General features: G+C 72.1%; 24 protein-coding genes, 1 tRNA gene and 1 pseudogene. 6 read left to right on the forward strand and 20 right to left on the reverse strand.

Annotation, left to right across the window (positions count from 1 at the left end; genetic code table 11):
• From LE181_RS11315 to LE181_RS11340, 6 genes and pseudogenes are all read right to left on the reverse strand, one after another.
• Positions 1–1,584, reverse strand: a pseudogene (locus LE181_RS11315) (nicotinate-nucleotide--dimethylbenzimidazole phosphoribosyltransferase); the annotation flags it as partial.
• Between the two features lie 218 nt (positions 1,585–1,802).
• Positions 1,803–3,017, reverse strand: a complete 1,215-nt coding sequence (cbiE, locus tag LE181_RS11320) for a precorrin-6y C5,15-methyltransferase (decarboxylating) subunit CbiE (protein ID WP_225661096.1) — start codon at positions 3,015–3,017, stop codon at positions 1,803–1,805.
• A 101-nt stretch (positions 3,018–3,118) separates the two neighbouring features.
• Positions 3,119–3,763: a GNAT family N-acetyltransferase gene (locus tag LE181_RS11325; RefSeq protein WP_225661097.1), complete on the reverse strand. Its 645-nt coding sequence runs from the start codon at positions 3,761–3,763 to the stop codon at positions 3,119–3,121.
• 164 nt (positions 3,764–3,927) lie between these two features.
• Positions 3,928–4,797 carry a MetQ/NlpA family ABC transporter substrate-binding protein gene (locus LE181_RS11330; protein ID WP_225661098.1) on the reverse strand — a complete coding sequence of 290 codons (870 nt, stop codon included), beginning with the start codon at positions 4,795–4,797 and terminating at the stop codon, positions 3,928–3,930.
• A gap of 102 nt (positions 4,798–4,899) precedes the next feature.
• Entirely contained in the window at positions 4,900–5,658 is a 759-nt protein-coding gene (locus tag LE181_RS11335) for a methionine ABC transporter permease (protein ID WP_225661099.1), read from the reverse strand.
• The gene (locus LE181_RS11340; protein WP_225661100.1) at positions 5,655–6,704 is read right to left on the reverse strand and encodes a methionine ABC transporter ATP-binding protein; all 1,050 of its coding nucleotides are present in this window, start codon (positions 6,702–6,704) and stop codon (positions 5,655–5,657) included. Before LE181_RS11340 ends, LE181_RS11335 begins: the two co-directional genes overlap by 4 nt.
• A gap of 477 nt (positions 6,705–7,181) precedes the next feature.
• Between LE181_RS11340 and LE181_RS11345 the strand changes: the two genes are divergently transcribed.
• On the forward strand, positions 7,182–7,541 hold the full coding sequence (locus LE181_RS11345) for a hypothetical protein (protein ID WP_225661101.1): 360 nt from the start codon (positions 7,182–7,184) through the stop codon (positions 7,539–7,541).
• 2 nt (positions 7,542–7,543) lie between these two features.
• Positions 7,544–7,987, forward strand: a complete 444-nt coding sequence (locus tag LE181_RS11350) for a hypothetical protein (protein WP_225661102.1) — start codon at positions 7,544–7,546, stop codon at positions 7,985–7,987.
• Positions 7,988–8,009: 22 nt separating this feature from the next.
• Here the strand turns inward: LE181_RS11350 and LE181_RS11355 are convergent, their stop codons facing one another.
• From LE181_RS11355 to LE181_RS11365, 3 genes are all read right to left on the reverse strand, one after another.
• The gene (locus LE181_RS11355; RefSeq protein ID WP_225661103.1) at positions 8,010–8,516 is read right to left on the reverse strand and encodes a GNAT family N-acetyltransferase; all 507 of its coding nucleotides are present in this window, start codon (positions 8,514–8,516) and stop codon (positions 8,010–8,012) included.
• A gap of 48 nt (positions 8,517–8,564) precedes the next feature.
• Positions 8,565–9,056: an RNA polymerase sigma factor gene (locus LE181_RS11360; protein ID WP_225661104.1), complete on the reverse strand. Its 492-nt coding sequence runs from the start codon at positions 9,054–9,056 to the stop codon at positions 8,565–8,567.
• A gap of 110 nt (positions 9,057–9,166) precedes the next feature.
• Entirely contained in the window at positions 9,167–10,333 is a 1,167-nt protein-coding gene (locus LE181_RS11365; RefSeq protein ID WP_225661105.1) for a glycerophosphodiester phosphodiesterase, read from the reverse strand.
• Positions 10,334–10,545: 212 nt separating this feature from the next.
• Here LE181_RS11365 and LE181_RS11370 point away from each other — a divergent pair, with 212 nt between their 5' ends.
• Positions 10,546–11,223, forward strand: coding sequence for a lysophospholipid acyltransferase family protein (locus LE181_RS11370; RefSeq protein WP_225661106.1), 678 nt, complete (start codon positions 10,546–10,548; stop codon positions 11,221–11,223).
• Between the two features lie 35 nt (positions 11,224–11,258).
• On the opposite strand, the gene LE181_RS11375 is transcribed toward LE181_RS11370, so the two are convergent.
• The 5 genes from LE181_RS11375 to LE181_RS11395 all read right to left on the reverse strand — a co-directional run bounded on the left by LE181_RS11375 (position 11,259) and on the right by LE181_RS11395 (position 17,200).
• Positions 11,259–12,089 (reverse strand): alpha/beta fold hydrolase, encoded by an 831-nt coding sequence (locus tag LE181_RS11375; protein WP_225661107.1) that lies wholly within the window; start codon positions 12,087–12,089, stop codon positions 11,259–11,261.
• Positions 12,090–12,289: 200 nt separating this feature from the next.
• On the reverse strand, positions 12,290–13,798 hold the full coding sequence (locus LE181_RS11380; protein ID WP_372458321.1) for an MFS transporter: 1,509 nt from the start codon (positions 13,796–13,798) through the stop codon (positions 12,290–12,292).
• A 41-nt stretch (positions 13,799–13,839) separates the two neighbouring features.
• Entirely contained in the window at positions 13,840–14,388 is a 549-nt protein-coding gene (locus LE181_RS11385) for a TetR/AcrR family transcriptional regulator (RefSeq protein ID WP_225661109.1), read from the reverse strand.
• Between the two features lie 81 nt (positions 14,389–14,469).
• On the reverse strand, positions 14,470–15,918 hold the full coding sequence (gene argH / locus LE181_RS11390) for an argininosuccinate lyase (protein ID WP_225661110.1): 1,449 nt from the start codon (positions 15,916–15,918) through the stop codon (positions 14,470–14,472).
• An 85-nt stretch (positions 15,919–16,003) separates the two neighbouring features.
• Positions 16,004–17,200: an argininosuccinate synthase gene (locus tag LE181_RS11395; protein ID WP_225661111.1), complete on the reverse strand. Its 1,197-nt coding sequence runs from the start codon at positions 17,198–17,200 to the stop codon at positions 16,004–16,006.
• A 175-nt stretch (positions 17,201–17,375) separates the two neighbouring features.
• Here LE181_RS11395 and LE181_RS11400 point away from each other — a divergent pair, with 175 nt between their 5' ends.
• Together LE181_RS11400 and LE181_RS11405 are read left to right on the forward strand one after the other, a co-directional pair.
• Positions 17,376–17,921, forward strand: a complete 546-nt coding sequence (locus LE181_RS11400; protein ID WP_225661112.1) for a Uma2 family endonuclease — start codon at positions 17,376–17,378, stop codon at positions 17,919–17,921.
• Positions 17,922–18,018: 97 nt separating this feature from the next.
• Positions 18,019–18,095 (forward strand) — tRNA-Pro (locus LE181_RS11405).
• 113 nt (positions 18,096–18,208) lie between these two features.
• On the opposite strand, the gene LE181_RS11410 is transcribed toward LE181_RS11405, so the two are convergent.
• From LE181_RS11410 to LE181_RS11435, 6 genes are all read right to left on the reverse strand, one after another.
• Positions 18,209–18,751 carry an arginine repressor gene (locus LE181_RS11410; protein ID WP_190108952.1) on the reverse strand — a complete coding sequence of 181 codons (543 nt, stop codon included), beginning with the start codon at positions 18,749–18,751 and terminating at the stop codon, positions 18,209–18,211.
• Positions 18,752–18,774: 23 nt separating this feature from the next.
• Positions 18,775–19,965 carry an acetylornithine transaminase gene (locus LE181_RS11415; RefSeq protein WP_225661113.1) on the reverse strand — a complete coding sequence of 397 codons (1,191 nt, stop codon included), beginning with the start codon at positions 19,963–19,965 and terminating at the stop codon, positions 18,775–18,777.
• Positions 19,962–20,891 carry an acetylglutamate kinase gene (gene argB / locus LE181_RS11420; protein ID WP_225661114.1) on the reverse strand — a complete coding sequence of 310 codons (930 nt, stop codon included), beginning with the start codon at positions 20,889–20,891 and terminating at the stop codon, positions 19,962–19,964. The genes LE181_RS11415 and argB overlap by 4 nt, the downstream gene beginning before the upstream one ends.
• Positions 20,888–22,039: a bifunctional glutamate N-acetyltransferase/amino-acid acetyltransferase ArgJ gene (argJ, locus tag LE181_RS11425; RefSeq protein ID WP_225661115.1), complete on the reverse strand. Its 1,152-nt coding sequence runs from the start codon at positions 22,037–22,039 to the stop codon at positions 20,888–20,890. The genes argB and argJ overlap by 4 nt, the downstream gene beginning before the upstream one ends.
• Positions 22,040–22,139: 100 nt before the next feature.
• Complete coding sequence (argC, locus tag LE181_RS11430) at positions 22,140–23,171, reverse strand: N-acetyl-gamma-glutamyl-phosphate reductase (RefSeq protein ID WP_225661116.1); 1,032 nt, start codon at positions 23,169–23,171, stop codon at positions 22,140–22,142.
• Positions 23,172–23,309: 138 nt separating this feature from the next.
• Positions 23,310–24,083 carry a LysR family transcriptional regulator substrate-binding protein gene (locus tag LE181_RS11435; protein ID WP_225661117.1) on the reverse strand — a complete coding sequence of 258 codons (774 nt, stop codon included), beginning with the start codon at positions 24,081–24,083 and terminating at the stop codon, positions 23,310–23,312.
• A 58-nt stretch (positions 24,084–24,141) separates the two neighbouring features.
• Here LE181_RS11435 and LE181_RS11440 point away from each other — a divergent pair, with 58 nt between their 5' ends.
• Positions 24,142–24,549: a DUF5997 family protein gene (locus tag LE181_RS11440; protein WP_225661118.1), complete on the forward strand. Its 408-nt coding sequence runs from the start codon at positions 24,142–24,144 to the stop codon at positions 24,547–24,549.
• Positions 24,550–24,556 lie beyond the last annotated feature (7 nt).

Below are 24,556 nucleotides of genomic sequence, written 5' to 3' on the forward strand. Positions count from 1 at the left end.
AGCCTCCGTCACGTTCGGGGCGGCCGTCTGCACGGCGTCAGGAGCGGGTGCCTGCACGGCTTCCGGGGCCGGCGCCTCCACCGGCTCGGGGGCAGGGGGCTGCACCGCTTCGGGAGCAGGGGGCTGCACCGCTTCGGGAGCAGGGGGCTGCACCGCTTCGGGAGCAGGGAGCTGCACCGCCTCGGCGGCGGGCGCCTCCACTGCCTCGGGGGCCGCTGCCTCCGCCACCTCGGGGGCAGGAGCCTGGACTGCCTCGGCGGCAGGTGCCTCCGCTGCTTCGGCGGCCGCCGTCTGCACCGCTTCCGGGGCAGGCACCTCCACCGCCTCGGGAGCCGGCGCCTGCACAGCTTCCGGTGCCGCGGCATTCGGGTCGGCGGACGTCGCAGGAGCCGCCTCCGCCACGGGAGTCACCTCGGCTTCGGTGACGGCCACCGGGGCCGTCTCGGCAACCGGCGCAGCCGGCACCTCGGCCTCGGCGCTCGCCTGGACCGGAACCGCCTCCGGCTCCGGGGTCGCCTCCGCCGCCGGAGCGGCCTCGGCCTCGGGAGCCGGCGCGGCCGGCACCTCGGCCTCGGGGGCCGCCTGAACAGCAGTCACCTCGGCGGGGACGGCCTCCACAGGGGCGGCCACCGGCTCCGGGGCGGGAGCCGCAGCGGCAGGCGCCGGAACGGGCGCGGGTGCGGCGACGGCCACCGGTGCCGGCTCCGGGGCTGCCGGAACGGCCTCCGGCGCGGCAGCGACGGGCACCGCCTCGGGCGCCGGAGCGGCCTCCGGCTCCGTCGGCTGTGCCGGGGCCACATGGATGACGTCGGGCTCCGGAGCGGTCGCCACCGGCTCGGCGGGCGCCGGCTCGGGAGCCGACTGCTCGTCAGCCGGGACCGGCGGCTCGGCGACGGCGACCGGCGCCGGCGCCTCGGCCGCGGGCTGCGGGGTCAGGTTCGGGACCAGACGGTCGACGAACGCCTGTGCGGCGCCAGGGGCCACTCCCCCGGCGGGCGCGACGGCCGGGCCACGCTGACCCGGGACGGCCTGTGCGGCGGCGGGTGACGCCGCCTCAGCCGCCGGAGCGGCCGCCTCGGCCGCTATGCCGGGCGCCGCGGCACCGGCGCCCTGCGGCGGGACGAAAGCGGGAGCGTCGTCGAGGTACTCGACGCCGCCGACCTGCGGGGCCGGGGAACCGACAGGCTGCTGCGGAGCCGCCGGGCCGCGGTCGGCGAGGGAGCGGACGACGCCGCCGGTGGGGTCCGGCACGGGCGGGCCCATGTGCAGCGGGCGGGGCGGCGCGGTGGCCGGCGCCGGGGGCGGGGTGCGCACACCGGTGTAGTCGAGGGAGCCCGTGTCGCGGCCGCCCGTCTCGTGCGTGCCGGCCTGCGGGGCGGGCTGCTCCATCCAGGCGCCCTGGGCGCCGGGCATCAGCAGCAGGTCGTCCTCGTCCGCGGTGTCGTTGTCGAGGAACGCATACGTGGAGGTCGCGGGGGCTCCGGTGTCGGCAGGGGCTGCGGCGTCCGCTGTCAGCGGCTGGCCGGGCAGTGCGCCTGCGTTCTCCGGCTGTCCCTCGTCCGGGAACCGGCCGGTGTCGGTCATGCGTACCCCTCGCCCATCGGTAGTGCTCCTTCCAACCGCTCACGCCCATAGACAAGAACGAGCGTGGGTGCCTCGCGGCACGTTGTGTGCCGTCCGGTGTCACCCTGCCCTGTACGCGCCAAGCGGGGGGTGCGTTCGGACCATTGGCGACTGTGGTGTCGGACACCGAGCGGCTGCACAACGATCCGCCAGCCTACCCCCCGCAGGTGCCCCCGCACTCAGGGGTGCGTACGACGACCGCTCAGCAGGAAGGCTACGGCGCGCTCGCGCTCGGTCCAGGCGGTTGTGTCCAACTCCACTGCCTGGAGCAGCGTGCACTCCACGGTGTAGCCGCCCTCGGCGAGGACGCGGCCGATGGCCTCGGCGTCGTCGCGGGTGGCGGCGTGGGCGACGATGCGCTCGGGGCGCCGGTCGGCGCAGGCCGCGACGACGGGGGCGCCGCCGCCGCCGACGCGGACGACGTCGGGTTCGGGCAGGTCTTCGAGGACCTGGGGGGCGGTGCCCTGGACGACCTGGAGCAGCACGCCGTGCCGACGGGCGGCCGTGTGGGTGCGCCGGCAGGCTTCGGGGTCGTGGTCGACGGCGATGACGGCGGCGCCGAACCGTGCGGCCTCGACGGCGGCGGCGCCGCTGCCGGAGCCGATGTCCCAGACGAGGTCGCCCACGCGGGGACCGATCCGGGCGAGTTGGGCGGCGCGCAGCTCGGTGGACTCGCCCTCGCCGAGCCCGGGCCCGTACGCGCCGGCGGGCGGGGCCCAGCCGCGGTCGGCGGGCGCGGTGCCGGGGTCGCGGCCGGCGATCCAGGCGCCGCCGCGGGTGGTGGGCGTGCCGGAGCCGCCGATGACGATGACGACGTTGGGGTCCCGCCAGGTGTGGTCGGCGGCCCGGTCGGAGGTGACGACGGTGACCTGTTCGCGCTCGGTGCCGAGCTCCTCGCAGATGACGAAGGTGCGGTGGACGTTCCCGAGGAGGAGGGCCAGTTCGGCGGGGCCGGCGCCCGGGGAGGTGAGGACGGCGACCTTGGGGTGGGCGCGGCAGACGTTGACGGCGCGCCGCAGGTCGCGGCTGTGGGCGACGACGACCTGGGCGTCGTCCCAGGGCATGCCGGCGCGGGCGAAGGCGGTGGCGACGGCGGAGACGGCGGGCACCACCTCGACCTCCAGGCCGTGCTCGGGTGCGCGCAGGGTGCGGACGACGCCGAAGAAGCCGGGGTCGCCGTCGGCGAGGACCACGGCCGAGCCGCGGTGCTGGGCGATGCGGCGGGCGGCGAGGTCCACGCTGCCGAGACGGATGCGTTCGGCGGTGGGCGGGACCTCGGGCAGGGCCAGGTGGTGGGCGGCGCCGGCCACGAGGGTGGCGGCCCCCAGGGCGGAGCGGGCCGCGGCCGTCAGCGGTGAGCCGTCCCAACCGATCACCGTGACCCGGTCGGCCATCGTCGTCTGTCTCCTGGGCTTGTCTCGGGTCCGGGGGCCCACGGGGCGCGGCGGGCAGGAGTGAGCGTACCCCGGCCGGGTGGCCGGAGCAGGTGGCGGCGTCAGCGCCAGTCGGGGTAGGCGGCGGCGTAGTCGTAGCCGCTGCCGGGGCGGCTCTCGCGCACCTCGTCGAGGTCCTCGGGGAGCAGGCTCCAGACGATGAGGTCGGTGCGGGACTCGGTCCAGCCGGCGTCCTCGGTGCGGGTGCGCGCTATCCAGGCGCTGCGCAGGACGCCCTCGCTGACGCAGCCGGTCTTCTGGGCGACCTGCTGGGCGGCGGTGTTGTCGGCGGCCGTGCGCAGTTCGAGGCGTTCGAACTTCTGGTCGCGGAAGAGCCACTCGGCGACGGCGAGGACGGACTCGCAGGCGTAGCCCTCGCCGCGGGCCCAGGGGGCGGTGACGTAGGCGGCCTCCGTGGCCAGGGTGCGCCAGTCGGTGTTGCGCAGGTGTACGGCGCCCACCAGGCGCTGGGTGAGGAACTCGGTGACAGCAAAGACGATTCCGCGGCCGGAGGTCCGCTCGCCCGGTGCCCGGCGCAGGGCCCAGTCGCGGGCGTCGGCGGTGGTGTAGGGGTACGGGGCGGAGGTCCAGGCCGTGATGAGCTCGTCGTTCATCATCTCGGCGAGGGCCGGGATGTCCCCGGCTTCGAACGGGCGCAGCACCAGCCGGTCCGTACTGATGGAGATGTCCGGAAAGGTGGAAGTCATGCGCTGCTCCAACGCCGGGGCGGGTGGGCTCGGGGGTGATGCGTGTGTACTCGGGTGCACCAGCATGCAGCATGGGTGGGTGGGTACGCCAAGCGCCAGGCCCCGCGCACGTCGGATGCGTGCGCGGGGCCTGCGGCCGTACGGGCGGCGGAGGTTACAGGGCGTCAGCTCTGCGGGGTGCCGAAGGCGGGGATGACGGCGCCGTTGCTGAACTTCTCCTGGATGAACTTCTTGACCTCGTCGGAGTTGAGGAGCTTGGCGAGCTTGGCGATGCGGGGGTCGCCCTCGTTGCCCTTCTTGACGGCGAGGAAGTTGGCGTAGGGGTTGCCCTCCGCCTTCTCCAGGGCCAGGGAGTCCTTGGCGGGGTTGAGCTTGGCGCCGATGGCGAAGTTGCCGTTGATGACGGCGGCGTCGACGTCGGCCAGGCGGGAGGGGATCTGGGCGGCCTCCAGCTCGGTGAACTGGACGCCCTTCTTGTCCTCGATGTCGGAGAGCTTGGCGTTGCTGCCGACGCCGTCCTTGAGCTTGATGACGCCGTTGTCGGCGAGCAGCTTCAGCGCGCGGCCCTCGTTGGTGGCGTCGTTGGGGACGGCGACGGTGGAGCCGGAGCCGAGGTCGGAGACCTTCTTGTCCTTCTTGGAGTACAGGCCCAGGGGCTCGATCTCGACGTTGACGACGGGGACGATGTCCGTCTTGTTCTTCTTGTTGAAGTCGTCGAGGTAGGGCTTGTGCTGGAAGAAGTTCGCGTCGACGTCGCCGTTCTGGGTGGCGGTGTTGGGGAGCACGTAGTCGTTGAACTCCTTCACCTCCAGGTTCAGGCCGGCGTCCTTGGCGAGCTTGTCTCTGACGAAGTTGAGGATGTCGCCGTGCGGGGTGGGGCTGGCGGCGACGACGAGCTTGGCGGCCGGGTCGGCGTCCTTGCCCTTCTTCGAGCTGGAGGAGGAGGTGTCGGAGGGGGCGCTGCAGGCACTCAGGCCGAGGGTGAGTGCGGCGGCGGCCGCGACGGCGGCGGTGAGCTTGACGGTGGTACGCACGAAGAGTGCCTTCCTTGCTTGGTTTTCTCTTGGTTCCCCGGGTGTTGCCGCCCGGCAAAGGGTCCGGGCTCCTGGGGGGTTTACGGCCGTGGAGGCCGTGGTTCAGGTGGTCTTGGCGGGCTCCGCGGCCTCGGTGGAGGTGCGGGGCCGGGGGACCGTGGGCGCCCAGAGCCTGCGCAGGCCCACGGGTGCGCTCTGCCGGCCGCTGCGCCGGTTCAGGCGGCGTACGGCCAGGTCGCCGGCGAGCTGGACGATCGTCACGATGGCGATCAGCAGCACGATGGTGACGTTCATCAGACCGGTCTCGTGGCGCATGTAGCCGTAGGTGATGGCCAGGTTGCCGAGGCCGCCGCCGCCGACCGCGCCGGCCATGGCGGAGTAGCCGAGGAGCGCGATGACGGTGGTGGTCAGGCCGGCGATGAGGGAGGGCAGGGCCTGCGGGAGGAGCACCTTGAAGATGACGGTGAAGGTGCCGCCGCCCATGGACTGCGCCGCCTCGGTCAGGCCGTGGTCGACCTCGCGCACGGCGGTCTCCACCAGCCGGGCGAAGAAGGGCACCGCGCCGATGACCAGGGCCACGACGGCGGCACTGGGGCCGATGGAGGTGCCGACGATCATGCGGCTGAAGGGGATCAGCCAGACGAGGAGGATGATGAAGGGCAGCGAGCGGCCGAGGTTGACGACCACGCCGATGACCTTGTTCACCACCACGTTCTGCAGCAGCGCGCCCCGGTCGGTGAGGACCAGCAGGAGGCCCAGCGGGATGCCGCCGACGACCGCCCAGACGCTGGACCACCAGACCATGAAGAGGGTGTCGAGACAGGCGTCGCGCAGCAGGGGCTGCATCTCGGTCCAGGTCACTTGGCACCTTCCTTCAGGAGCGCGTCGGCAGGTGCCGGGGTCTTGACATCGGCCACGTCGACCTGGAGGCCCTGCTCGCGCAGGAAGCCGATGGGGACGACGTTCTCCTCGAAGCGGCCGGGCAGCTCGATGCGCATGCGGCCGACCTGCTTGCCGGCGACGGTGTCCATCGCGGCGCCGAGGATCGAGATGTCGATGTTGTACGTGCGGGAGAGCTGGGAGATGACCGGCTGGGTGGCCGCCTCGCCGTGGAACGTGACGTCGACGACGGTGCGGTCGGGGCCGGAGGGTTCGCCGCCCACGGGGAAGAGCTCTGCGGCGAGCTCGGAGCCGGGGGTGGCGAGGATCTCGGAGACGGTGCCGGACTCCACGACGCGGCCGCCCTTCATCAGGGCCGCGGAGTCGCAGATCGTCTTGACGACCTCCATCTCGTGGGTGATGAGGAGGATGGTCAGGCCGAGCTGCTGGTTGAGGTCGCGCAGCAGCTGCAGGATGGAGCGGGTGGTCTCCGGGTCGAGCGCGGACGTCGACTCGTCGGAGAGCAGCACCTTGGGGTCGCCGGCCAGGGCGCGGGCGATGCCGACGCGCTGCTTCTGGCCGCCGGAGAGCTGGGCGGGATACGCCTTGGCCTTGTCGGCGAGGCCGACGAGGTCCAGCAGCTCCAGGGCCTTGCGCTCGCGCTCCTTGCCGGAGACGCCGAGGATTTCCAGCGGCAGCTCGATGTTGGCCTGGACCGTGCGCGAGGACAGCAGGTTGAAGTGCTGGAAGACCATGCCGATGTGGCTGCGGGCGCTGCGCAGCGCGGCATTGGCGCGGGGGCCGCGGCCGGCGAGGGCGGTGAGGTCCTGGCCGGCGACGGTGACCGTGCCGGAGCTGGGGCGTTCCAGGAGGTTCACGCAGCGGATGAGGGTCGACTTGCCGGCGCCGCTCTGGCCGACGACGCCGTACACCTCGCCCTCTCGGACGTGCAGGTCGACGCCGTCGAGGGCGGTGACCTCGCGGCCGCGTGAGCGGTAGACCTTTGTCAGGCCCGTAGTGGTGATCACAGGGGTTTCCGTCACTGTCGAGTGCGCGGCGGTGGGAGTGCCGGCACGGGCATTCATTGCGGAAGCGCGGCATGGGATCCCCGGGGCGGGCGCGGGGTGCGCGGCGCGGGGGGTCCTGGTGACGCGGGGCGAGTGGTCCGGTCCGGCGGTGGGTGCCGGGCGCGGGGTCCACGGGGTCTCGCTTCGGGGCGCGAGGCTACAGAACGGGGGCCCTCAGCGGTCACACATTCGACACATGCAACGAGCAGCACCGGGCGTCGTCATCGCCTCGGTCGCAAGGGTGCGGGTGCTCGTCGTGGTCATGCGGGCAAGTAAAACAGACGGGCGTGCGAATCGGCCAAGCTTGTCCGAATGCCGGACACGAGTGATCAACCCGTGGACGGGCGGGGTCGGCATGGGAAGGGACGCACCGGGCGATTACAGTCGTCCCATGCCTGTCGAGCCCCCTTCGTCCCCCCGCACCGCCCGGGGTGCCCGTTGATCGGCGCACTGACGCTCGCGGCCGGTCTGGCCGCCCTCGCGCTGGCCGCCTGGTGCGGCTTCGCCTTCTCGCGCGACCAGCCCACCAAGGACTGGCACTTCATCGGCATGGCCGTGGTGACGGTGCTGGCCCTGGTGCAGCTGGTCATCGGTGTGGTGCGGCTGGCCGGGGGCGACAAGCCCGGCCAGGGCACGGCGATCTTCGTGGCCTATCTGCTGGGTGCGGCGGCCGCGGTGCCGGCGGCGGGCTTCATGTCCCTGGCCGAGCGGACCCGCTGGGGCTCGGCCACCGTGGCGGCGGGCGCCGTGATCCTGGCCGTGCTCGAAGTGCGGCTCTACGACATCTGGGGAGGCTGACCGTGCCGGAGCCCACGACACAGGACGAGGCGCAGGGGAAGCGGACGGGCGCCGGGGCCGGCTTCGACCTGGGCCAGGGCCCGGGCCGGCTGCTGGTCTGGCTCTACGGGGTCTTCACCGTCGCGGCGGCCTCCCGCTCGGTCGTCCAGATGATCGTCGACTTCGGCCGGGCGCCCCTGGCGTACGTGCTGTCGGCCGCGGCGGCGCTGGTGTACGCCTTCATCACGTACTCCCTGGTCCGCGGCGGCGAGCAGGCCCGCAAGGCGGCGCTGGTGTGCTGCGCCGCCGAGCTGGCCGGCGTCGTCGTGGTGGGCACCTGGACGCTCGTCGAGCCGTCGGCCTTCCCCGACGCGACGGTCTGGTCGGACTACGGCATGGGCTACCTGTTCATCCCGGTGATCCTGCCGCTGACCGCCATGGCCTGGCTGCGCCGGGCCGAGCGCTGAGGCCCGGCCGGCGCGCCGGCCGTCAGGCGCTCGCCACGAAGGCGGGCGCCGGCACGGCCTCCTTCTCCAGGACGACCAGCGTGAGGGTGCGCGAGACCCGCTCGGTGCCGGTGCGCTCGTAGCCGCGGCTGCGGTACAGGCGCAGGCTCACCTCGCTGCGCTGGCCGGTGGTGAGGCGGTACCGCTTGGCGGACCACTCCCCCGCCAGCCGCTCCTCGATCGCGGCCAGCAGCCGTCCGCCCAGGCCGTGCCGGCGCATGCGGGGGTGGACGATGAGGCCGGTGATGACGGCCGTGCCCGCGCCGTCGACGGTGCCGCGCACGGAACCGACGACCTCCTCGCCGAGCCGGGCCACGAGCACACAGCCGCTGCCCAGTTCGGCGCGCAGGTCGTCGAGGCTCTGCGTGAGGGGCTCGATGGAGTAGTCGCCGTAGAGCTCGGCCTCGCCCTGGTAGCAGAGGTACTGGAGTTTGAGGATCTGCTCGGCGTCGTTCCCGGCCGCGGCCGAGATGGTCACGCTCATGCCCATGTGCGCATGCCTCCCCTTGTGGGTCGCTTACCGCTCCTTTCCCCCGCGTCAAGGAGCCGCAATCTCTGCCATGAGCATTCTGCGCAGGCATCCCAGGCAGCGGGAACGTACAGGTCCTACAGATCCTTGTGACATTCCCAACTTCCCTGCGATTTCCTGGTAGGTCGGGTCGCCCGCCGAGAGCAGCGCCCCCAGGAGCGTGGGACAGCGGCCGGGCAGGCGGCGGACGGCCGCGCGCAGTTCGCGGCGGGCCTCGGCGGCCAGCACCGACTGTTCGACCCCGGGGCCGGTGCCGGCGGGCGGGTCGGCGGTGGGGTCGTAGGGCACCTCGCGCAGCGCCCGGCGGCGGGCCGCGCGGGCCTCGGCCCGTACCGCCGTCCGTAACCGGGCCGCGGCGCCGTCCGCCCGGCGGTCGCTCAGCAGCCGCAGCCAGACGGACTGTTCGAGATCGGCGGCGTCGATGCCGGCGGCGGACGCCTCGGCGGCGCACTCCGCCTTGAGCAGCGGGCCCAGCCGGGTCAGGAGGTCACTCAGCGTCATGGCGGCGGGGACGTCGCCGCGCCCGGCGGCGGTTTCCGCCGGCGGGGCGAACCACCCTTCCGGGTGGCCGCCCCGTGGGCGGTGACGTCACCGCCGCCGGACCGGGGCGGTTACTTGCGGAACGCGTCCCGCGCCATCGCCGCGGTGTCGGGGTTGTCGGAGAAGATGCCGTCGATTCCCGTGGCGAAGTACGTCCGGAACGCACCGAACGCATCACCGTAGGCGTTCGGGTCCGTGCCACGGCGGAAGTCCGCCGGCAGGAAGCTGTTCTCGTTGCGCATCGTGTAGGGGTGCAGGATCAGGCCCGCGGCGTGCGCGTCGCGCACCAGCGTGGTCGGCTTGGTGAGCTTGTCGTTCTTGTCGCGCGGGATGACGAGGTTCAGCCAGGGGCCGATGCCCTGGGCGAAGCCGGCGACCCACTTCAGGCCCTGCGGGGTGATGAGGTCGGCGACCGTGCGCGGGTCCTTGGCCTCGGTGAAGTCCCACGGGCGGGTCGTCAGGTCGTCGAGCAGCAGGACCTTCGGGCAGTCGACGCCCAGCCTGTTCAGCCGCTGGAGGCTGCTGGGCTCGAAGGACTGCAGGAAGGTGTAGCCGTTGCGGCCCGAGCGCCCGTAGCGGCGCAGCAGCTTGGCCAGGCGCTCCTCCAGGCCGAGGCCGGCCTTGCGGAAGTAGGTGGGGTGCTTGGTCTCGACGTGCAGCCAGATGCGGCGCCCGCGCTTGCGGCCCTGCTCCTCGGCCCACTTGAGGACCTCTTCGAAGGTGGGCACCTGCCAGCGGCCGTCGTAGAGGGTGTTGTGCTGGCGGGTGGCGGGGATGCGCTCCTTGGCGCGCAGCGTCCTCAGCTCGGCGAGGGTGAAGTCCTCGGTGAACCAGCCGGTGTGGGCCTCGCCGTCGACGGTCTTGGTGGTCTTGCGGGAGGCGAACTCCGGGCGCGAGGCGACGTCGGTGGTGCCGGTGATGTCGTTCTCGTGACGGCAGACGAGGTGGCCGTCCTTGGTGGGGACGAGGTCCTGCTCGATGACGTCGGCGCCGTTGTCCAGGGCGAACTGGTAGGAGGCGAGGGTGTGCTCGGGGCGGGAGCCGCTGCAGCCCCGGTGGCCGATGACGGTGGGCACCGGCAGGTCCTTGTACGAACCCCCGTGGCCCCTGCCCGCGTCCGCAGCCGTGCCCGCCGCCACCGCCGGGGCCGCTCCGCCGCCGAGGACGGCCGCTCCCGCGCCGAGGGCCGCCGCGGCCCCCAGCACCGTGCGCCTGCCCGGCCGCTGCTCCTGCTGCATGAACTCTCCTCGTTCCGTGGTGTTGCGTTGGCCGGGCGATCGTATGCACGTACGACTTCCCTGTTGAAGAACGGAAACGGAACGGAGTGAAAAGTCACGTCAACACTCTGTTTCGAGTCGGTCAACCACACGTGCACAGGGGTGGTACCGGCGAGTATCGTCAGCGACCGCGCCCCGTGCGCCTGTCCCGAACATCACGACCGGAGGGTCCGTTGTCCCGCATCTTGCTCAAGGCGTTCCTCGGATTGCTCATGCGCGTCCTGTACCGCCCGAAGGTCGAGGGGGCCGAGCACATCGCCGAGAGCGGGCCGGTGATCCTCGCCGGGAACCACACCACGTTCATCGACTCGCTGTTCCTGGCCCTGGTCCTCAAGCGGCAGGTGTTCTTCATCGGCAAGGACGAGTACGTCACGGGCAAGGGCCTCAAGGGGCGGCTCATGGCGTGGTTCTTCACGTCGTCGGGCATGATCCCGGTCGACCGGGACGGCGGCAACGGCGGTGTGGCCGCGCTGATGACGGGCCGGCGGGTGCTGGAGGAGGGCAAGGTCTTCGGCATCTACCCGGAGGGCACCCGCTCCCCCGACGGCCGCCTCTACCGCGGCCGGACGGGCATCGCGCGCCTCGCGCTGATGACGGGCGCGCCCGTGGTGCCGTTCGCGATGATCGGCACCGAGAAGGTGCAGCCCAGCGGCAAGGGCATCCCGCGCATCGCGCCGGTGACGGTGCGCTTCGGCGAGCCGCTGGACTTCTCCCGTTACGAGGGGATGGACCGCGACCGCTACGTCCTGCGCGCCGTCACCGACGAGGTGATGAGCGACGTGATGAGGCTGTCGGGCCAGGAGTACGTGGACATGTACGCCACCAAGGCGCGGGCGGCCAGGGCGGCCTGACCCCTTCCTCGTCCCGGCCCGGGGTCGGCCCGGGCTCACGCCCCGCCGATGCACCGAGGCTGGAAGCCCGGGTCGGCGGGGCCCTTGCGTCCGAGGGCGTTCAGCACCCACTGGGCGACGACCGGGTCCTTGGTGGCCTGGTCGTGCATGTAGAGGTCGAGCGGGCACTTGTCCTGCAGGACGACGTTGGTCAGGCGCTCGGCCGGGCCGGTGAGCAGGGCGCTGGTGTAGGGGATGACCACCTCGTCGTAGCGGGTGGTGACGACCGTGTAGTCCGGGCCGGCGGGCGTCTCGTCGCCCTCGTTGAGCTTCTTCAGCAGGTCGGAGCCGAACTGCTGGTCCACGCACGAGGGGCAGAAGGTCCAGCCCGCCGGGATGGCGAGCGGGTTCTTCGTGCCGTGGTTGGAGGGCACGATGCCCACGAGGTCGTCGACCTTGTCCGCGCCGCCGAGGAACTTCACGTAGTAGCGCGGCAGCATGCCGCCCTGGCTGTGGCCGACGATGTCGACCTTCTCCGCGCCGGTGGCACCGCGCACGGCCTCGACGAAGTCCTTGAGTTCGGCGGCGCCCTGCGGGATGGGGGCGGTCTCCATCTTCCCGTAGTTGAAGGCGAAGACGCAGTAGCCCGCGTCCTTCAGGGCCGGGGAGAGCTTGGCCCAGTTCTCCGCCATCAGCTTGAACGTGCCGTTGACCAGCACGACCGGCTGCGGGTGCGCCGCATCCGGCTTGCAGGACCAGTCGTTGGCGCCCCGGGGCGGGATGTCCAGCGGCGAGGCGGAGGCCGGGGTGGCGTTCAGTCCCATGAGGCCCAGGGCGGCCGTGGCCGCCGCGGTGACCAGGAACCGTGCGGTGGTGCGCAGACGCATGGTGGGGATTCCTTCTGAGCACGGCGTCCGGCTGTGGACGCCCTCGTCCGAACCGCGTTCGACAATGTCGACCGGTGGACGAGATGCTCTCCGGTGCGTCAGGACGGCGTCAATAGGGTTACTGGCCGGTAAACGTCACAGGGGCCGGGGCTTGCCAGCCCCGGCCCCTGTGCGGTTTGCTCATCCGAGCTCTACCCGGCTCAGCCGCCGTAGCCTTCCTCCAGGCGTTGCCCGCGCAGCAGGAACCAGGCCGCGACGGAGGTGACGAGCAGCACCACGGCACCGACGCCGGAGGCGATCTGCAGCCCGTCGACGAAGGCGTCCTGCGCCGAGGCGAGCAGCGCCGCGCCCGTGTCGGCCGGCAGGGTGCCCGCCGACTCGACGGCACCGCCGAGGGACTCGTGGGCCCCGGCGGCCTGCGCCGCGGGAACGTCCGCGGGGACGGCGAAGCCGCGGTAGACGCCCGTGACGATCGAGCCCAGCAGCGCGATGCCGAGGGCGGCGCCGAGCTCGTAGGCCGTCTCGGAGACCGCCGAGGCCGAGCCCGCCTGCTCCTTGGGCACGCTGGAGAGGATCACGTCGGCGGTGACGGTGAACGAGAAGCCCGCTCCCACGCCGACCACCAGCAGCACCGTGCCGAGCACGGGGTAGGAGGTGTCGGGCTCCAGCCACACGAGGGCGCCCAGCGCCAGGCCGATCGCCGCGAGCCCGCCGGCCACCACCGACCGCACCGACCAGCGCCGGGCGGCCTGCCCCGCCAGCAGACCGGCCGTCACCGCGCCGATCGCCGCGGGCAGCTCGGCCAGCCCCGCCTCCAGGGGACTGCGGTCCTGCACCAGCTGCAGGAACTGGGACAGGAAGAACACCATTCCGGACAGGCCCAGCACGGTCAGCAGGTCCGCCATGACCGCGCCGGAGAAGCCCCGGTGGTGGAAGAGCCGCATGTTCAGCAGCGGCGAGTCCAGCGTGAGCTGGCGCCGTACGAACCACCACAGCGCTCCCGCGCCCACCGCGGCCACCAGGCCGGTCTCCCAGGTCAGGCCGTGCGTGGCGCCTTCCTTGATCGCGTAGACGACGGCGATGATGCCCACCATCGACAGCACCACACTGAGCAGGTCCCAGGGCCCGGGCGCGGGGTCGCGCGACTCGGGCAGCAGCTTGATGCCGACCAGGACGAGCACGGCCATGACCGGCAGGTTGATCAGGAAGACCGAGCCCCACCAGAAGTTCTCCAGCAGGAAGCCGCCCACCACCGGGCCCACCGCGGCGCCCGCGGAGGCCATGGCACCCCAGATGCCGATGGCCAGGCTGCGCTCCCGGGGGTCGTGGAAGATGTTGCGGATCAGGGCGAGGGTCGAGGGCATCAGCGTCGCGCCCGCCACGCCCAGCAGCGCCCGGGCGGCGATCATCATCTCGGGGCTGGTCGCGTAGGCGTTGAGCACCGACACCGCGCCGAAGGCCACCGCGCCGCACAGCAGCAGCTTCTTGCGGCCGATGCGGTCGCCGAGGCTGCCCATGGACACGAGCAGGCCGGCGATGACGAAGGAGTAGACGTCGCCGATCCACAGCAGCTGGGTCCCCGAGGGGCGCAGGTCCTCACTGAGGAACGGCGTCGCGAGGCCCAGCACCGTGGCGTCGACGGCGACGAGGAGCACGGCCAGGGCGAGGACGGCGAGGGCGAGCCAGCGGCCCGGCCGCGGCGCTTCCACGCTCTCGTGGGCACCGGACGGCGGGGTGCTGGTCCTGCTGCTCACCGGTCCATCCTCCGCTGTGCACCGCCGAGCAGCAGCTCGGCGACCATGCGGGTGAGGTCCTTAGCGGCCACCCGCCCATCGTGCACGGCCCATGCCCCCGAGGCGATCAGCCCGTACAGCGCGTCGGTGAGCCAGGCGGGTGAGAGGTCGATGCGGAAGGCACCCTCCTCCTGGCCGCGCACGAAGAGCGCGTGCACCCGGGCGTCGAGGCGGTTCCAGCCCTCGTTGATCTCGCCCTCGAAGAGCTGGTTCTCGCTGTAGAGGAAACCCAGGATGCCGGCGACCGGCTCGGTGCGGTCGATGAGCCTCCGTACGGCCTGTGCGGCGTCGCCCTCGTCGAGGCGGGCCTCGTCCAGCGCCCGTTCGAACTGCTCGATGCCGAGCTGTTCGAGGGCACGGACGAGCGCGTCGCGTCCGGCGAAGTGGCGGTGGAGGGTGGCCCGGCTGATGCCCGCGGCCTTGGCGATCTCGTCCATGGAGGCGGTCGCCTTGCGGGTGAGCAGGGCTGCGGCTGCTCTCAGTACACGTTCACGGTCGAGGCTCATGACACGACGATAACCCGAATGAGACACTGATGTCTCATTCGGGCTGTCGCCGTGTCGTTTGTTACATCTGTGAGCCGGTGATCAGTTGTGCCGGGCGTCCGCCCACGCACGCTGGACGACCAGGTCCGCCTTGACCTCCTGCAGCTGCACCGCGACGGCCGACGGGGCCGTGCCGCCGCGTCCGCTGCGCGAGGCCAGCGCGCCGGGGACGCTGAGGACCGAGCGGACCTCGGGCGTCAGGTGCGGGGAGATGGCGGCGAACTGCTCGTCGCTCAGCCCGTCCAGCTCGATGCCCTGGGCCTCGCACTCCTTGACGCACTCCCCCGCGACCTCGTGCGCCACACGGAAGGGCACTCCCCGCTTGACCAGCCACTCGGCGATGTCGGTGGCCAGCGAGAAACCGGCGGGGGCCAGCTCCTCCATCCGGGCGCGGTGGACCGTGAGGGTCGCCATCATCCCGGTGAAGGCCGGCAGCAGGACCTCCAGCTGGTCGCAGGAGTCGAAGACCGGCTCCTTGTCCTCCTGCAGGTCGCGGTTGTACGCGAGCGGCAGGGCCTTGAGCGTGGCGAGCAGGCCGGTGAGGTTGCCGATCAGCCGCCCGGACTTGCCGCGCGCCAGCTCGGCGATGTCGGGGTTCTTCTTCTGCGGCATGATCGAGGAGCCGGTGGAGAAGGCGTCGTGGAGGGTCACGAAGGAGAACTCCTTCGTGTTCCAGATGATGACCTCCTCGGCGATCCGCGACAGGTCGACGCCGATCATCGCCGTGATGAACGCGAACTCCGCGACGAAGTCGCGCGAGGCCGTGCCGTCGATGGAGTTGCCCACCGAGCCGCGCTCGAAGCCGAGGTCGGTGGCGACCGCCTCCGGGTCCAGCCCGAGCGAGGACCCGGCGAGCGCGCCCGAGCCGTAGGGCGAGACCGCCGTGCGCTCGTCCCACTGCCGCAGCCGCTCCGCGTCCCGGGACAGCGCCTGGACGTGGGCGAGCACATGGTGGGCAAAGAGCACCGGCTGGGCGTGCTGCAGATGCGTGCGCCCCGGCATGGCGACGTCCGGGTGGGCCTCGGCGAGGCCGACGAGCGCCTCCTGGAGGTCGGCGATCAGGCCGCCGATGATGCGGGCGTGGTCGCGCAGGTACATCCGGAAGAGCGTGGCGACCTGGTCGTTGCGGGACCGCCCGGCGCGCAGCTTGCCGCCGAGGTCGGGCCCCAGCCGCTCCAGCAGCCCCCGCTCCAGGGCGGTGTGCACGTCCTCGTCGGCGACGGTGCCGGTGAAGGTGCCGGCGGCGACGTCGGCCTCCAGCAGCCCCAGGCCCTCGATCATCCGCTTCAGCTCGTCGTCCGTGAGCAGCCCGGCCTTGTGCAGGACGCGGGCGTGGGCGCGGGAGCCGGCGATGTCGTAGGGGGCGAGCCGCCAGTCGAAGTGGACGGAGGCGGAGAGCTTGGCGAGGGCCTCGGCCGGCCCGTCCGCGAACCGGCCGCCCCACAGCCGTACGTCGCCGCCTCCGGCGGGGGCCTGCGCTCCGGTGGTCATCGTCGGTTGCTCCTCTGCATGGCGCGGTGCTGCGGCCTCCCCGGCCCGGGGGCCGGGGAGGCGCGGGGTGGGGGGTGGCGGTGGACTAGTGGGCCAGGTCCCGCTTGGCCGCGATCTTCGAGGACAGGCCGAAGATCTCGATGAAGCCCTTCGACATCGACTGGTCGAACGTGTCGCCGGTGTCGTAGGTGGCGAGGTTGAAGTCGTAGAGCGACTTCTCCGACCGCCGGCCGGTGACGACGGCGCGACCGCCGTGCAGGGTCATCCGGATGTCACCGGAGACGTGCTCGTTGGCCTCGGCGATGAAGCCGTCCAGGGCCCGCTTGAGCGGGGAGAACCACAGGCCGTCGTAGACGAGCTCGGCCCACCGCTGCTCGACCTGCCGCTTGTACCGGGCGAGCTCGCGCTCGACGGTGACGTCCTCCAGCTCCTGGTGCGCGGTGATCAGCGCGATGGCGCCGGGGGCCTCGTAGATCTCCCGGGACTTGATGCCGACGAGCCGGTCCTCGACCATGTCGAGCCGCCCGACGCCCTGGGCGCCGGCCCGCTCGTTCAGCTGCTGGATGGCCTGGAGCACGGTGACGGGCTTGCCGTCGATGGCGACGGGGACGCCCTTGTCGAAGGTGACGATCACCTCGTCGGCCTCCCGGGGGGTGGCCGGGTTGGCGGTGTAGTCGTAGACGTCCTCGATCGGGGCGTTCCAGATGTCCTCCAGGAAGCCGGTCTCGACGGCCCGCCCGAAGACGTTCTGGTCGATGGAGTACGGCGACTTCTTGGTGGTCGCGATCGGCAGGCCCTTGGTCTCGCAGAAGGCGATGGCCTTGTCGCGGGTCATGGCGTAGTCCCGGACCGGGGCGATGCACTGCAGCTCGGGGGCGAGCGAGGAGATGCCGGCCTCGAACCGCACCTGGTCGTTGCCCTTGCCGGTGCAGCCGTGGGCGACGGTGGTGGCGCCGTGCCTCTTGGCGGCGGCGACGAGGTGCTTGACGATGGTGGGCCGCGAGAGGGCGGAGACCAGCGGGTACCGGTCCATGTAGAGGGCGTTGGCCTTGATCGCCGGGAGGCAGTACTCCTCGGCGAACTCGTCCTTGGCGTCGGCGACCTCCGCCTCCACCGCACCGCAGGCGAGCGCGCGCTTGCGGATGACGTCCAGGTCCTCGCCGCCCTGGCCGACGTCCACGGCGACGGCGATGACCTCGGCGCCCGTCTCCTCGGCGATCCAGCCGATGGCGACGGAGGTGTCAAGGCCGCCGGAATAGGCGAGTACGACGCGCTCGGTCACGGGGTTTCTCCTTACGGTGCGGTGCGCTGCGCTCTCATGCGCTGTTAGGCATAACTATGCACTGCGCCGTATGTTTCGTCAATAGCTCGTGGGGGTGAATCCATCCCGAGTGGATGACTGCCGGCCGGTCTACGATGCGAGTGTCGAGAGGCCCGATCAGGGGAGGTAACTGGTCATGACCGTGCAGGACGACTTCTTGCGAGAGACCGCCGAGCGGGCGGCGTCGGTGTTCGAAGGCTTCAAGATCGAAGTGGTGGGGGGCCGCGTCATCATGACGCCGCAGAGCGACATTCAGGGCTGGACCATCCGGCGCATCCAAAACGCCGTGGAGGACTCCGGTCTCGCCGAAGAGCGCTTTCTGACGGACGTCCTCATCAGCTTTCCCGAGGGCGACCCGCCGCGCTGCCCGGATGTAGCGATCATCGAAGAGGGCTCCACGCGGCCGTACACGCACGAGGATCTACTGGCCGCGATCGAGGTCGTCTCCACGCAGAGCGACGACAATGACTACCGGATCAAGGTGGAGCAGTACGCCCGGTATGGCGTCCCCGCATACCTGATCGTCGACCCGTTCGAGGGCAAGTGCACGCTGCTCACCCACCCGAGGGGCGACACCTACGCGACCAGCGTCATGTACGCGTACGGCGAGATGATCACTATGCACCTGACGGACGGCAGCAAGGTCGAGATCCCCACGGACAAGTTCAAGCGCTGGGGATGACCCCCACTGACCCCCCGGATTTGGATCACAGCGCGGAACAGGATATTTTCTTTCTGCACGCCCCACCGGGAAGAAACGCCCGGAGGGAACGTCGCACCGGGACGTGGCGCAGCTTGGTAGCGCACTTGACTGGGGGTCAAGGGGTCGTGGGTTCAAATCCCGCCGTCCCGACCAGCGATTTTCGCAGGTCGTAGGCCGTTTCCGCACAGCGGGAACGGCCTTTCGCGTTGCCCGGGAAGGGACGCCGACGCCCGCGTACGGGGGCCGGGCCCGTACGCGGGGGCCGCTCAGCGTTCCTTCTGCGCCAGCCTCAGCAGGTGGTCCGCCAGGGCCTGGCCGCCCACCGGGTCGCGGCTGATCAGCAGGACGGTGTCGTCGCCGGCGATGGTGCCGATGATCTCGTGGACGCCCGCCTGGTCGATGGCCGAGGCGAAGAACTGGGCCGCCCCCGGCGGGGTGCGCAGCACCACCAGGTTGGCGGACGCCTCCGCCGAGATCAGCAGCTCGGCGGCCAGGCGGCCCATGCGGGCCTCCGTGGCGGACTCCCCCAGGGGGGCGCGTGGCGTGCGGTCGCCGCCCTCGGAGGGGACGGCGTAGATCAGCTCGCCCCCGGTGTTGCGGATCTTGACGGCACCCAGCTCGTCGAGGTCGCGGGAGAGCGTCGCCTGGGTGACGGAGAGCCCGTCGTCCGCCAGCAGCTTGGCGAGCTGGCTCTGGGACCGCACGGCCTGCCGGCTGAGGATGTCCACGATCCGGCGGTGGCGTGCGGTGCGGGTCTGCGGCACGGCCTGTCCGCCGTGGCCCGGCTCGGTCTCCTGCGCCTCGGTCATCGTTGTCGTCAGTCTCCGGATCGTCATTCCTCGTGGGCCCCGCCGGCGGCGGCGTCCAGGACGCCGGGCAGCGCCCGGAGAAACGCCCCCACCTCATCCTCGGTGATGATCAGTGGCGGGGCCAGCCGCACCACGTCGGGCGCGACCGCGTTCACCAGGAGACCGGCTTCCTGGGCCGCCTGCTGCACCTTCGGTGCGAGGGGCTCGCCAAGGACAATACCCAGGAGCAGGCCCGTACCACGGACGTGGTCGACGAGGGGGTGGCCGAGCGCCGCGATCCCGTCACTCAACAGACCGCCCACGCGCCGGACGTGGGCGAGGATCCCCTCGTCGGCGAGGGTGTCCAGGACCGCGAGCGCGGCCGCGCACGAGACCGGGTTGCCGCCGAAGGTCGAGCCGTGCTGACCGGGCGTCAGCAGCTCGGCGGCGGGGCCGAAGGCCAGCGTGGCGCCGATGGGCAGGCCGCCGCCGAGCCCCTTGGCGAGGGTGACGACGTCGGGCTCGACGCCCTGCGCGAGGTGCTCGAACCAGTGCCCGGTGCGGCCGATACCTGTCTGGATCTCGTCGAGGACCAGCAGCGTCCCCGTGGCCCGGGTGATCTCGCGGGCGGCGGCCAGGTAGCCGGCCGGCGGTACGACCACGCCGTTCTCGCCCTGGACCGGCTCCAGGACGACGAGCGCGGTGTCGGTGGTGACCGCCGCCCGCAAGGCGTCGGCGTCGCCGTAGGGGACGTGGGTGACGTCGCCGGGCAGCGGCAGGAAGGGGCCCTGCTTGCCGGGCTGGCCGGTGAGGGCGAGGGCGCCCATGGTCCGCCCGTGGAAGCCGCCCGCGGCCGCCACCATGTGGGTGCGGCCCGTCCGCCGTCCGATCTTGAAGGCGGCTTCGACCGCTTCCGCGCCGGAGTTGGAGAAGTAGACCCTGCCGGGCCGGCCGGCCAGCGTCAGCAGCCGCTCGGCGAGCTCGACGGTGGGCTCGGCGGTGAAGAGGTTGGAGACGTGGCCGAGGGTGGCGATCTGGTCGGACACCGCCCGGACGACCGCGGGATGGGCGTGGCCGAGGGCGTTGACGGCGATGCCGCCGACGAAGTCGAGGTAGCGGTTGCCGTCGGCGTCCCACACGGCACTCCCCTCCCCGCGCACGAGCGGGATGCGGGGCGTGCCGTAGTTGTCCATCAGCGCGCCCTGCCAGCGCTTCGTCAGGTCCGCATTGCTCACGACTCCCCCTCGGGGTCCGGGACGACCATGGTGCCGATGCCCTCGTCCGTGAAGATCTCCAGCAGGATGGCGTGCTGGACCCGGCCGTCTATCACCCGGGCGGTGGTGACGCCGCCCCGCACGGCGTGCAGGCAGCCCTGCATCTTGGGGACCATGCCGCTGGACAGCTCGGGCAGCAGCTGCTCCAGCTCGCTCGCGGTGAGCTGGCTGATGACGTCGTCGCTGTTCGGCCAGTCCGCGTACAGCCCCTCGACGTCGGTGAGGACCATCAGCGTCTCGGCACCCAGGGCGGCGGCGAGCGCGGCGGCGGCGGTGTCGGCGTTGACGTTGTACACGCCGTCCGCGTCACCGTCGTCGTCGCTGCGCGCGATCGAGGAGATGACCGGGATGCGGCCGTCGTCGAGGAGGGTGCGGACGATGCCCGGGTCGATGCCGGTGACCTCGCCGACCCGGCCGATGTCGACGCGTTCGCCGTCGACGTGGGCGTAGTGCCGGGTGGCCGACATCAGGTGGGCGTCCTCGCCGGTGAGGCCGACGGCGAGCGCGCCGTGCCGGTTGAGCAGCCCGACGAGCTCGCGCTGGACCTGTCCGGCCAGGACCATCCGGACGGCGTCCATCGCCTCGGGCGTGGTGACCCGCAGCCCGGCCTTGAACTCCGACTCCAGTCCCAGCCGGTCGAGGTGGGCGCTGATCTGCGGGCCTCCGCCGTGCACGACGACGGGCTTGAGGCCGGCCTGCCGCAGGAAGACGACGTCCTGGGCGAAGGCGCCCTTGAGCTCGTCGTCGACCATGGCGTTCCCGCCGAACTTGATGACGACGGTCTTGCCGTGATGGCGCGTCAGCCAGGGCAGGGCCTCGACGAGCGTGCGCGCCTTGGGCAGGGCGGTGTGCCGCCGGGTGCTCGTGGACTTCTCGGTGAGGGTCATGAGGAGTACGCGCTGTTCTCGTGGACGTAGTCGGCGGTGAGGTCGTTGGCCCAGACGACGGCCGATTCGGTGCCCTCGGCCAGGTCGGCGGTGATGCGGACCTCCCGGTAGCGCATGTCGACGAGCTCGCGGTCGTCGCCGACGGAGCCGTTCCGGCAGACCCACACGTCGTTGATGGCCACGTTCAGCCTGTCGGGGTCGAAGGCGGCGGAGGTGGTGCCGATGGCGGAGAGCACCCGGCCCCAGTTGGGGTCCTCGCCGTGGATGGCGCACTTGAGGAGGTTGTTGCGGGCGATGGAGCGGCCCACCTCGACGGCGTCGTCCTCGGTGGCCGCACCGATCACCTCGATGCGGATGTCCTTGCTGGCGCCCTCGGCGTCGCCGATGAGCTGGCGGGCGAGGTCGTCGCAGACGGTCCGTACGGCCTCGGCGAACGCGGCCTCGTCCGGGGTGATGCCGGAGGCGCCGGACGCGAGCAGCAGCACGGTGTCGTTGGTGGACATGCAGCCGTCGGAGTCGACCCGGTCGAAGGTCTTCCGGGTCGCCGCGCGCAGGGCGGCGTCGAGGCCGGGGGTGTCCACGTCGGCGTCGGTGGTGAGGACGACGAGCATGGTGGCGAGGCCGGGGGCGAGCATGCCGGCGCCCTTGGCCATGCCGCCCACCGTCCAGCCGTCGCCCTGGGCGACGGCGGTCTTGTGAACGGTGTCGGTGGTCTTGATGGCGATGGCAGCCTTCTCGCCGCCGTGCTCGGAGAGTTCGACCGCGGCCTTGTCGAGGCCGGCCAGGAGCTTGTCCATGGGCAGCCGGACGCCGATGAGGCCGGTGGAGGCGACGGCGATCTCGCCCGCGCTGTGGCCGAGGACGTCCGCGGCCTTCTCGGCGGTGGCGTGCGTGTCCTGGAAGCCCTCGGGGCCGGTGCAGGCGTTGGCGCCGCCGGAGTTGAGGACGACGGCCGACACCTGGCCGCCGCGCAGGACCTGCTGGGACCACAGGACGGGCGCGGCCTTGACGCGGTTGGCGGTGAAGACGCCGGCCGCGGCGAGACGGGGACCGCGGTTGACCACCAGGGCCAGGTCGGGGTTGCCGTTCTCCTTGATCCCGGCCGCGATGCCCGCGGCCGTGAATCCCTTTGCTGCGGTGACGCTCACGCCGTCTCCTTGTGTACCGACTCGATGTTCTTCGTGGACTGCTGGTTGGGGTGACACGGGGTCAGCCGTGACAGAAGGCTCGCGAGCACCCGGCGTACGCTCACGGCGCCACTCCGGTGGCCGGGAGGCCCAGCTCCTCGGGGAGGCCGAGGGCGAGGTTCATGCTCTGGACCGCGCCGCCGGCGGTGCCCTTGGCGAGGTTGTCGATGGCGCTGATCGCGACGAGGCGGCCGGCCGCCTCGTCGAGGGCGACCTGGACGAGTGCGGTGTTGGAGCCGTACACGTGGGCCGTGGCCGGCCACTGCCCCTCGGGCAGGAGCCGGACGAACGGCTCGTCCTGGAAAGCCTTCTCGTACGCGGCCCGGACGGCCTGCGCGGTGACCCCCGGCTTCGCCTTGGCGCTGCACGTGGCGAGGATGCCGCGCGGCATGGGCGCCAGGGTGGGCGTGAAGGAGACGGTGACGGGCTCGCCCGCGGCGGCGGAGAGGTTCTGGCTCATCTCCGGGGTGTGCCGGTGGCCGCCGCCCACGCCGTACGGGCTCATGGACCCCATCACCTCGCTGCCGAGCAGGTGCGGCTTGGCGGCCTTGCCGGCGCCGGAGGTGCCGGACGCGGCGACGATCACCGCCTCGGGCTCGGCGAGGGACGCCGCGTAGGCGGGGAAGAGCGCGAGCGAGACGGCGGTCGGGTAGCAGCCGGGCACGGCGATCCGCCGGGCGCCGCGCAGCGCCTCCCGTCCGCCGGGCAGCTCGGGCAGCCCGTACGGCCAGGTACCGGCGTGCGGCGTGCCGTAGAACCGCTCCCACTCCCCCGCGTCCTTCAGCCGGAAGTCCGCGCCGCAGTCGATGACCGTCACCGCGTCGCCGAGCTCGGCGGCGACGGCGGCGGACTGTCCGTGCGGGAGGGCGAGGAAGACGACGTCGTGGCCGGCGAGCGCCTCGGCGGTGGTGGGCTGCAGGACACGGTCGGCCAGGGCCGGCAGGTGCGGCTGGAGCGCACCGAGCGGCTGTCCGGCGTTGGAGTTGCCCGTGAGGGCGCCGATGCGGACCTCGGGATGCCCCAGCAGCAGGCGCAGCACTTCCCCGCCCGCGTATCCGCTCGCCCCGGCCACTGCCGCTCGTATCGCCGCCATCGATTCCTCCTCGGTGATGGCATGACTATACGAATGAAGGCAGTTTTATGCAATAGGGGCCGCATAAAGCGCCACCCGACGAGGAGGGGCACGAGGGCAGGGGACCCCGCCCGGCCGGCGGCCGGGCGGTGGCGAGCGTTACGAGCGGCGGCGGGGCTTGCCGCGCTTGGCGGCGGCCTTGGGGGCGCCGGAACCGCCGCGGCCCTTGGCCGCCGACTGGCCCTTGCCGGCCGCGGGCTTCCGCCGGGCGCCCGCGGCGTCGGGGCGCTTGCGCTGCTGCTTCGGCTGTTCCTGGGCAGGGGTACGGCCCCGGGAGCTGTTGACGGTCCGACCGCGGACGATCCCGATGAAGTCCTCCACCATGTCGGTGGTCTTCTCCTCCGGCCACGACAGCGCGACGCGCGACGCCGGGGCGTCGACGACCGGCCGGTACGTGAGGTCCTTGCGGTGGTGCAGGCGGGCGAGCGACTGCGGGACGACGAGCACACCGATGCCCGCCGCGACCAGCTCGATCGCGTCCGCCGTGGTGGCGGGGCGCTCGAACGCGGGCTTGCCGGGCAGCTGCTCCCATTCGAGGGTGTCGTCGAGGGGGTGCAGCACGATCTCGTCGGCCAGGTCCTCGGCCACCACTTCCTCGACCGCCGCCACGAGGTGGTCCTTGGGAACCACGACGACCGTCGTCTCGGTGTAGAGGGGGATGGCGCTGAGAACGGTCTTGTCGACCGGCAGCCGCACGAATCCGGCGTCGGCGCCGCCGTCCAGCAGGAGCCCGGGGGCCTCGGCGGCGGTCACCTGGAGGAGCGTCAGCGGGATGTCGGGCAGCCGCTCGTTCCAGATGCGCACCCATTTGGCCGGCGTCACGCCCGGGACGTACGCGAGGCGGAAGGAAGGGGGTGCGTCGGAGCCTGTCACTCCCCCAGGTTACCGGGCGTGGTCGGAGGTATCGCACACGCTCGCTACTCTTGACACCATGACGTCGCACCACACCGCCCAGACGATGAAGCCCGCAACCGCGGCGAAGAAGCTGGGTGTGTACCTTGAGGCCACCCCCGCCGAGTTCCGCGAGGGTGTCGTCTCGCGCAGCGAGCTCAACGCGCTGCAGACCGACCCGCCCGAGTGGCTGCGGGAGCTGCGGCGCAACGGTCCGCACCCCCGCCCCGTCGTCGCGGCGAAGCTCGGCATCTCCATCTCCGGTCTCGCCCGCGGCGGTGTGACGGAGGCCCTCACCACCGAGCAGATCGACGCGCTCAAGCAGGACAACCCCGAGTGGCTGCAGAAGGAACGCGCCACCCAGGCCGAGGTCCGCAAGGAAGCGGTGCGCATCAAGGAGAAGAACGCGGAGCGCGCCGCCGAGCAGGCCCGCGACCCGCGTTCCTGATCTCCGG

This window comes from Streptomyces sichuanensis, from assembly GCF_020328095.1.
GTDB classification, from domain to species: Bacteria; Actinomycetota; Actinomycetes; order Streptomycetales; family Streptomycetaceae; genus Streptomyces; species Streptomyces cinnamoneus.

Coding starts and splice junctions, on each gene's coding strand:
- LE181_RS11360 (WP_225661104.1), bottom strand. CDS start 9,056: ATGACGCTGAGTGACCTCCTGACCCGGCTGGGCCCGCTGCTCAAGGCG.
- LE181_RS11440 (WP_225661118.1), top strand. CDS start 24,142: ATGACGTCGCACCACACCGCCCAGACGATGAAGCCCGCAACCGCGGCG.
- argC (WP_225661116.1), bottom strand. CDS start 23,171: ATGGCGGCGATACGAGCGGCAGTGGCCGGGGCGAGCGGATACGCGGGC.
- LE181_RS11410 (WP_190108952.1), bottom strand. CDS start 18,751: ATGACCGAGGCGCAGGAGACCGAGCCGGGCCACGGCGGACAGGCCGTG.
- argH (WP_225661110.1), bottom strand. CDS start 15,918: ATGACCACCGGAGCGCAGGCCCCCGCCGGAGGCGGCGACGTACGGCTG.
- LE181_RS11375 (WP_225661107.1), bottom strand. CDS start 12,089: ATGCGTCTGCGCACCACCGCACGGTTCCTGGTCACCGCGGCGGCCACG.
- LE181_RS11365 (WP_225661105.1), bottom strand. CDS start 10,333: ATGCAGCAGGAGCAGCGGCCGGGCAGGCGCACGGTGCTGGGGGCCGCG.
- LE181_RS11355 (WP_225661103.1), bottom strand. CDS start 8,516: ATGGGCATGAGCGTGACCATCTCGGCCGCGGCCGGGAACGACGCCGAG.
- LE181_RS11400 (WP_225661112.1), top strand. CDS start 17,376: ATGACCGTGCAGGACGACTTCTTGCGAGAGACCGCCGAGCGGGCGGCG.
- cbiE (WP_225661096.1), bottom strand. CDS start 3,017: ATGGCCGACCGGGTCACGGTGATCGGTTGGGACGGCTCACCGCTGACG.
- LE181_RS11385 (WP_225661109.1), bottom strand. CDS start 14,388: ATGAGCCTCGACCGTGAACGTGTACTGAGAGCAGCCGCAGCCCTGCTC.
- LE181_RS11325 (WP_225661097.1), bottom strand. CDS start 3,763: ATGACTTCCACCTTTCCGGACATCTCCATCAGTACGGACCGGCTGGTG.
- argB (WP_225661114.1), bottom strand. CDS start 20,891: ATGACCCTCACCGAGAAGTCCACGAGCACCCGGCGGCACACCGCCCTG.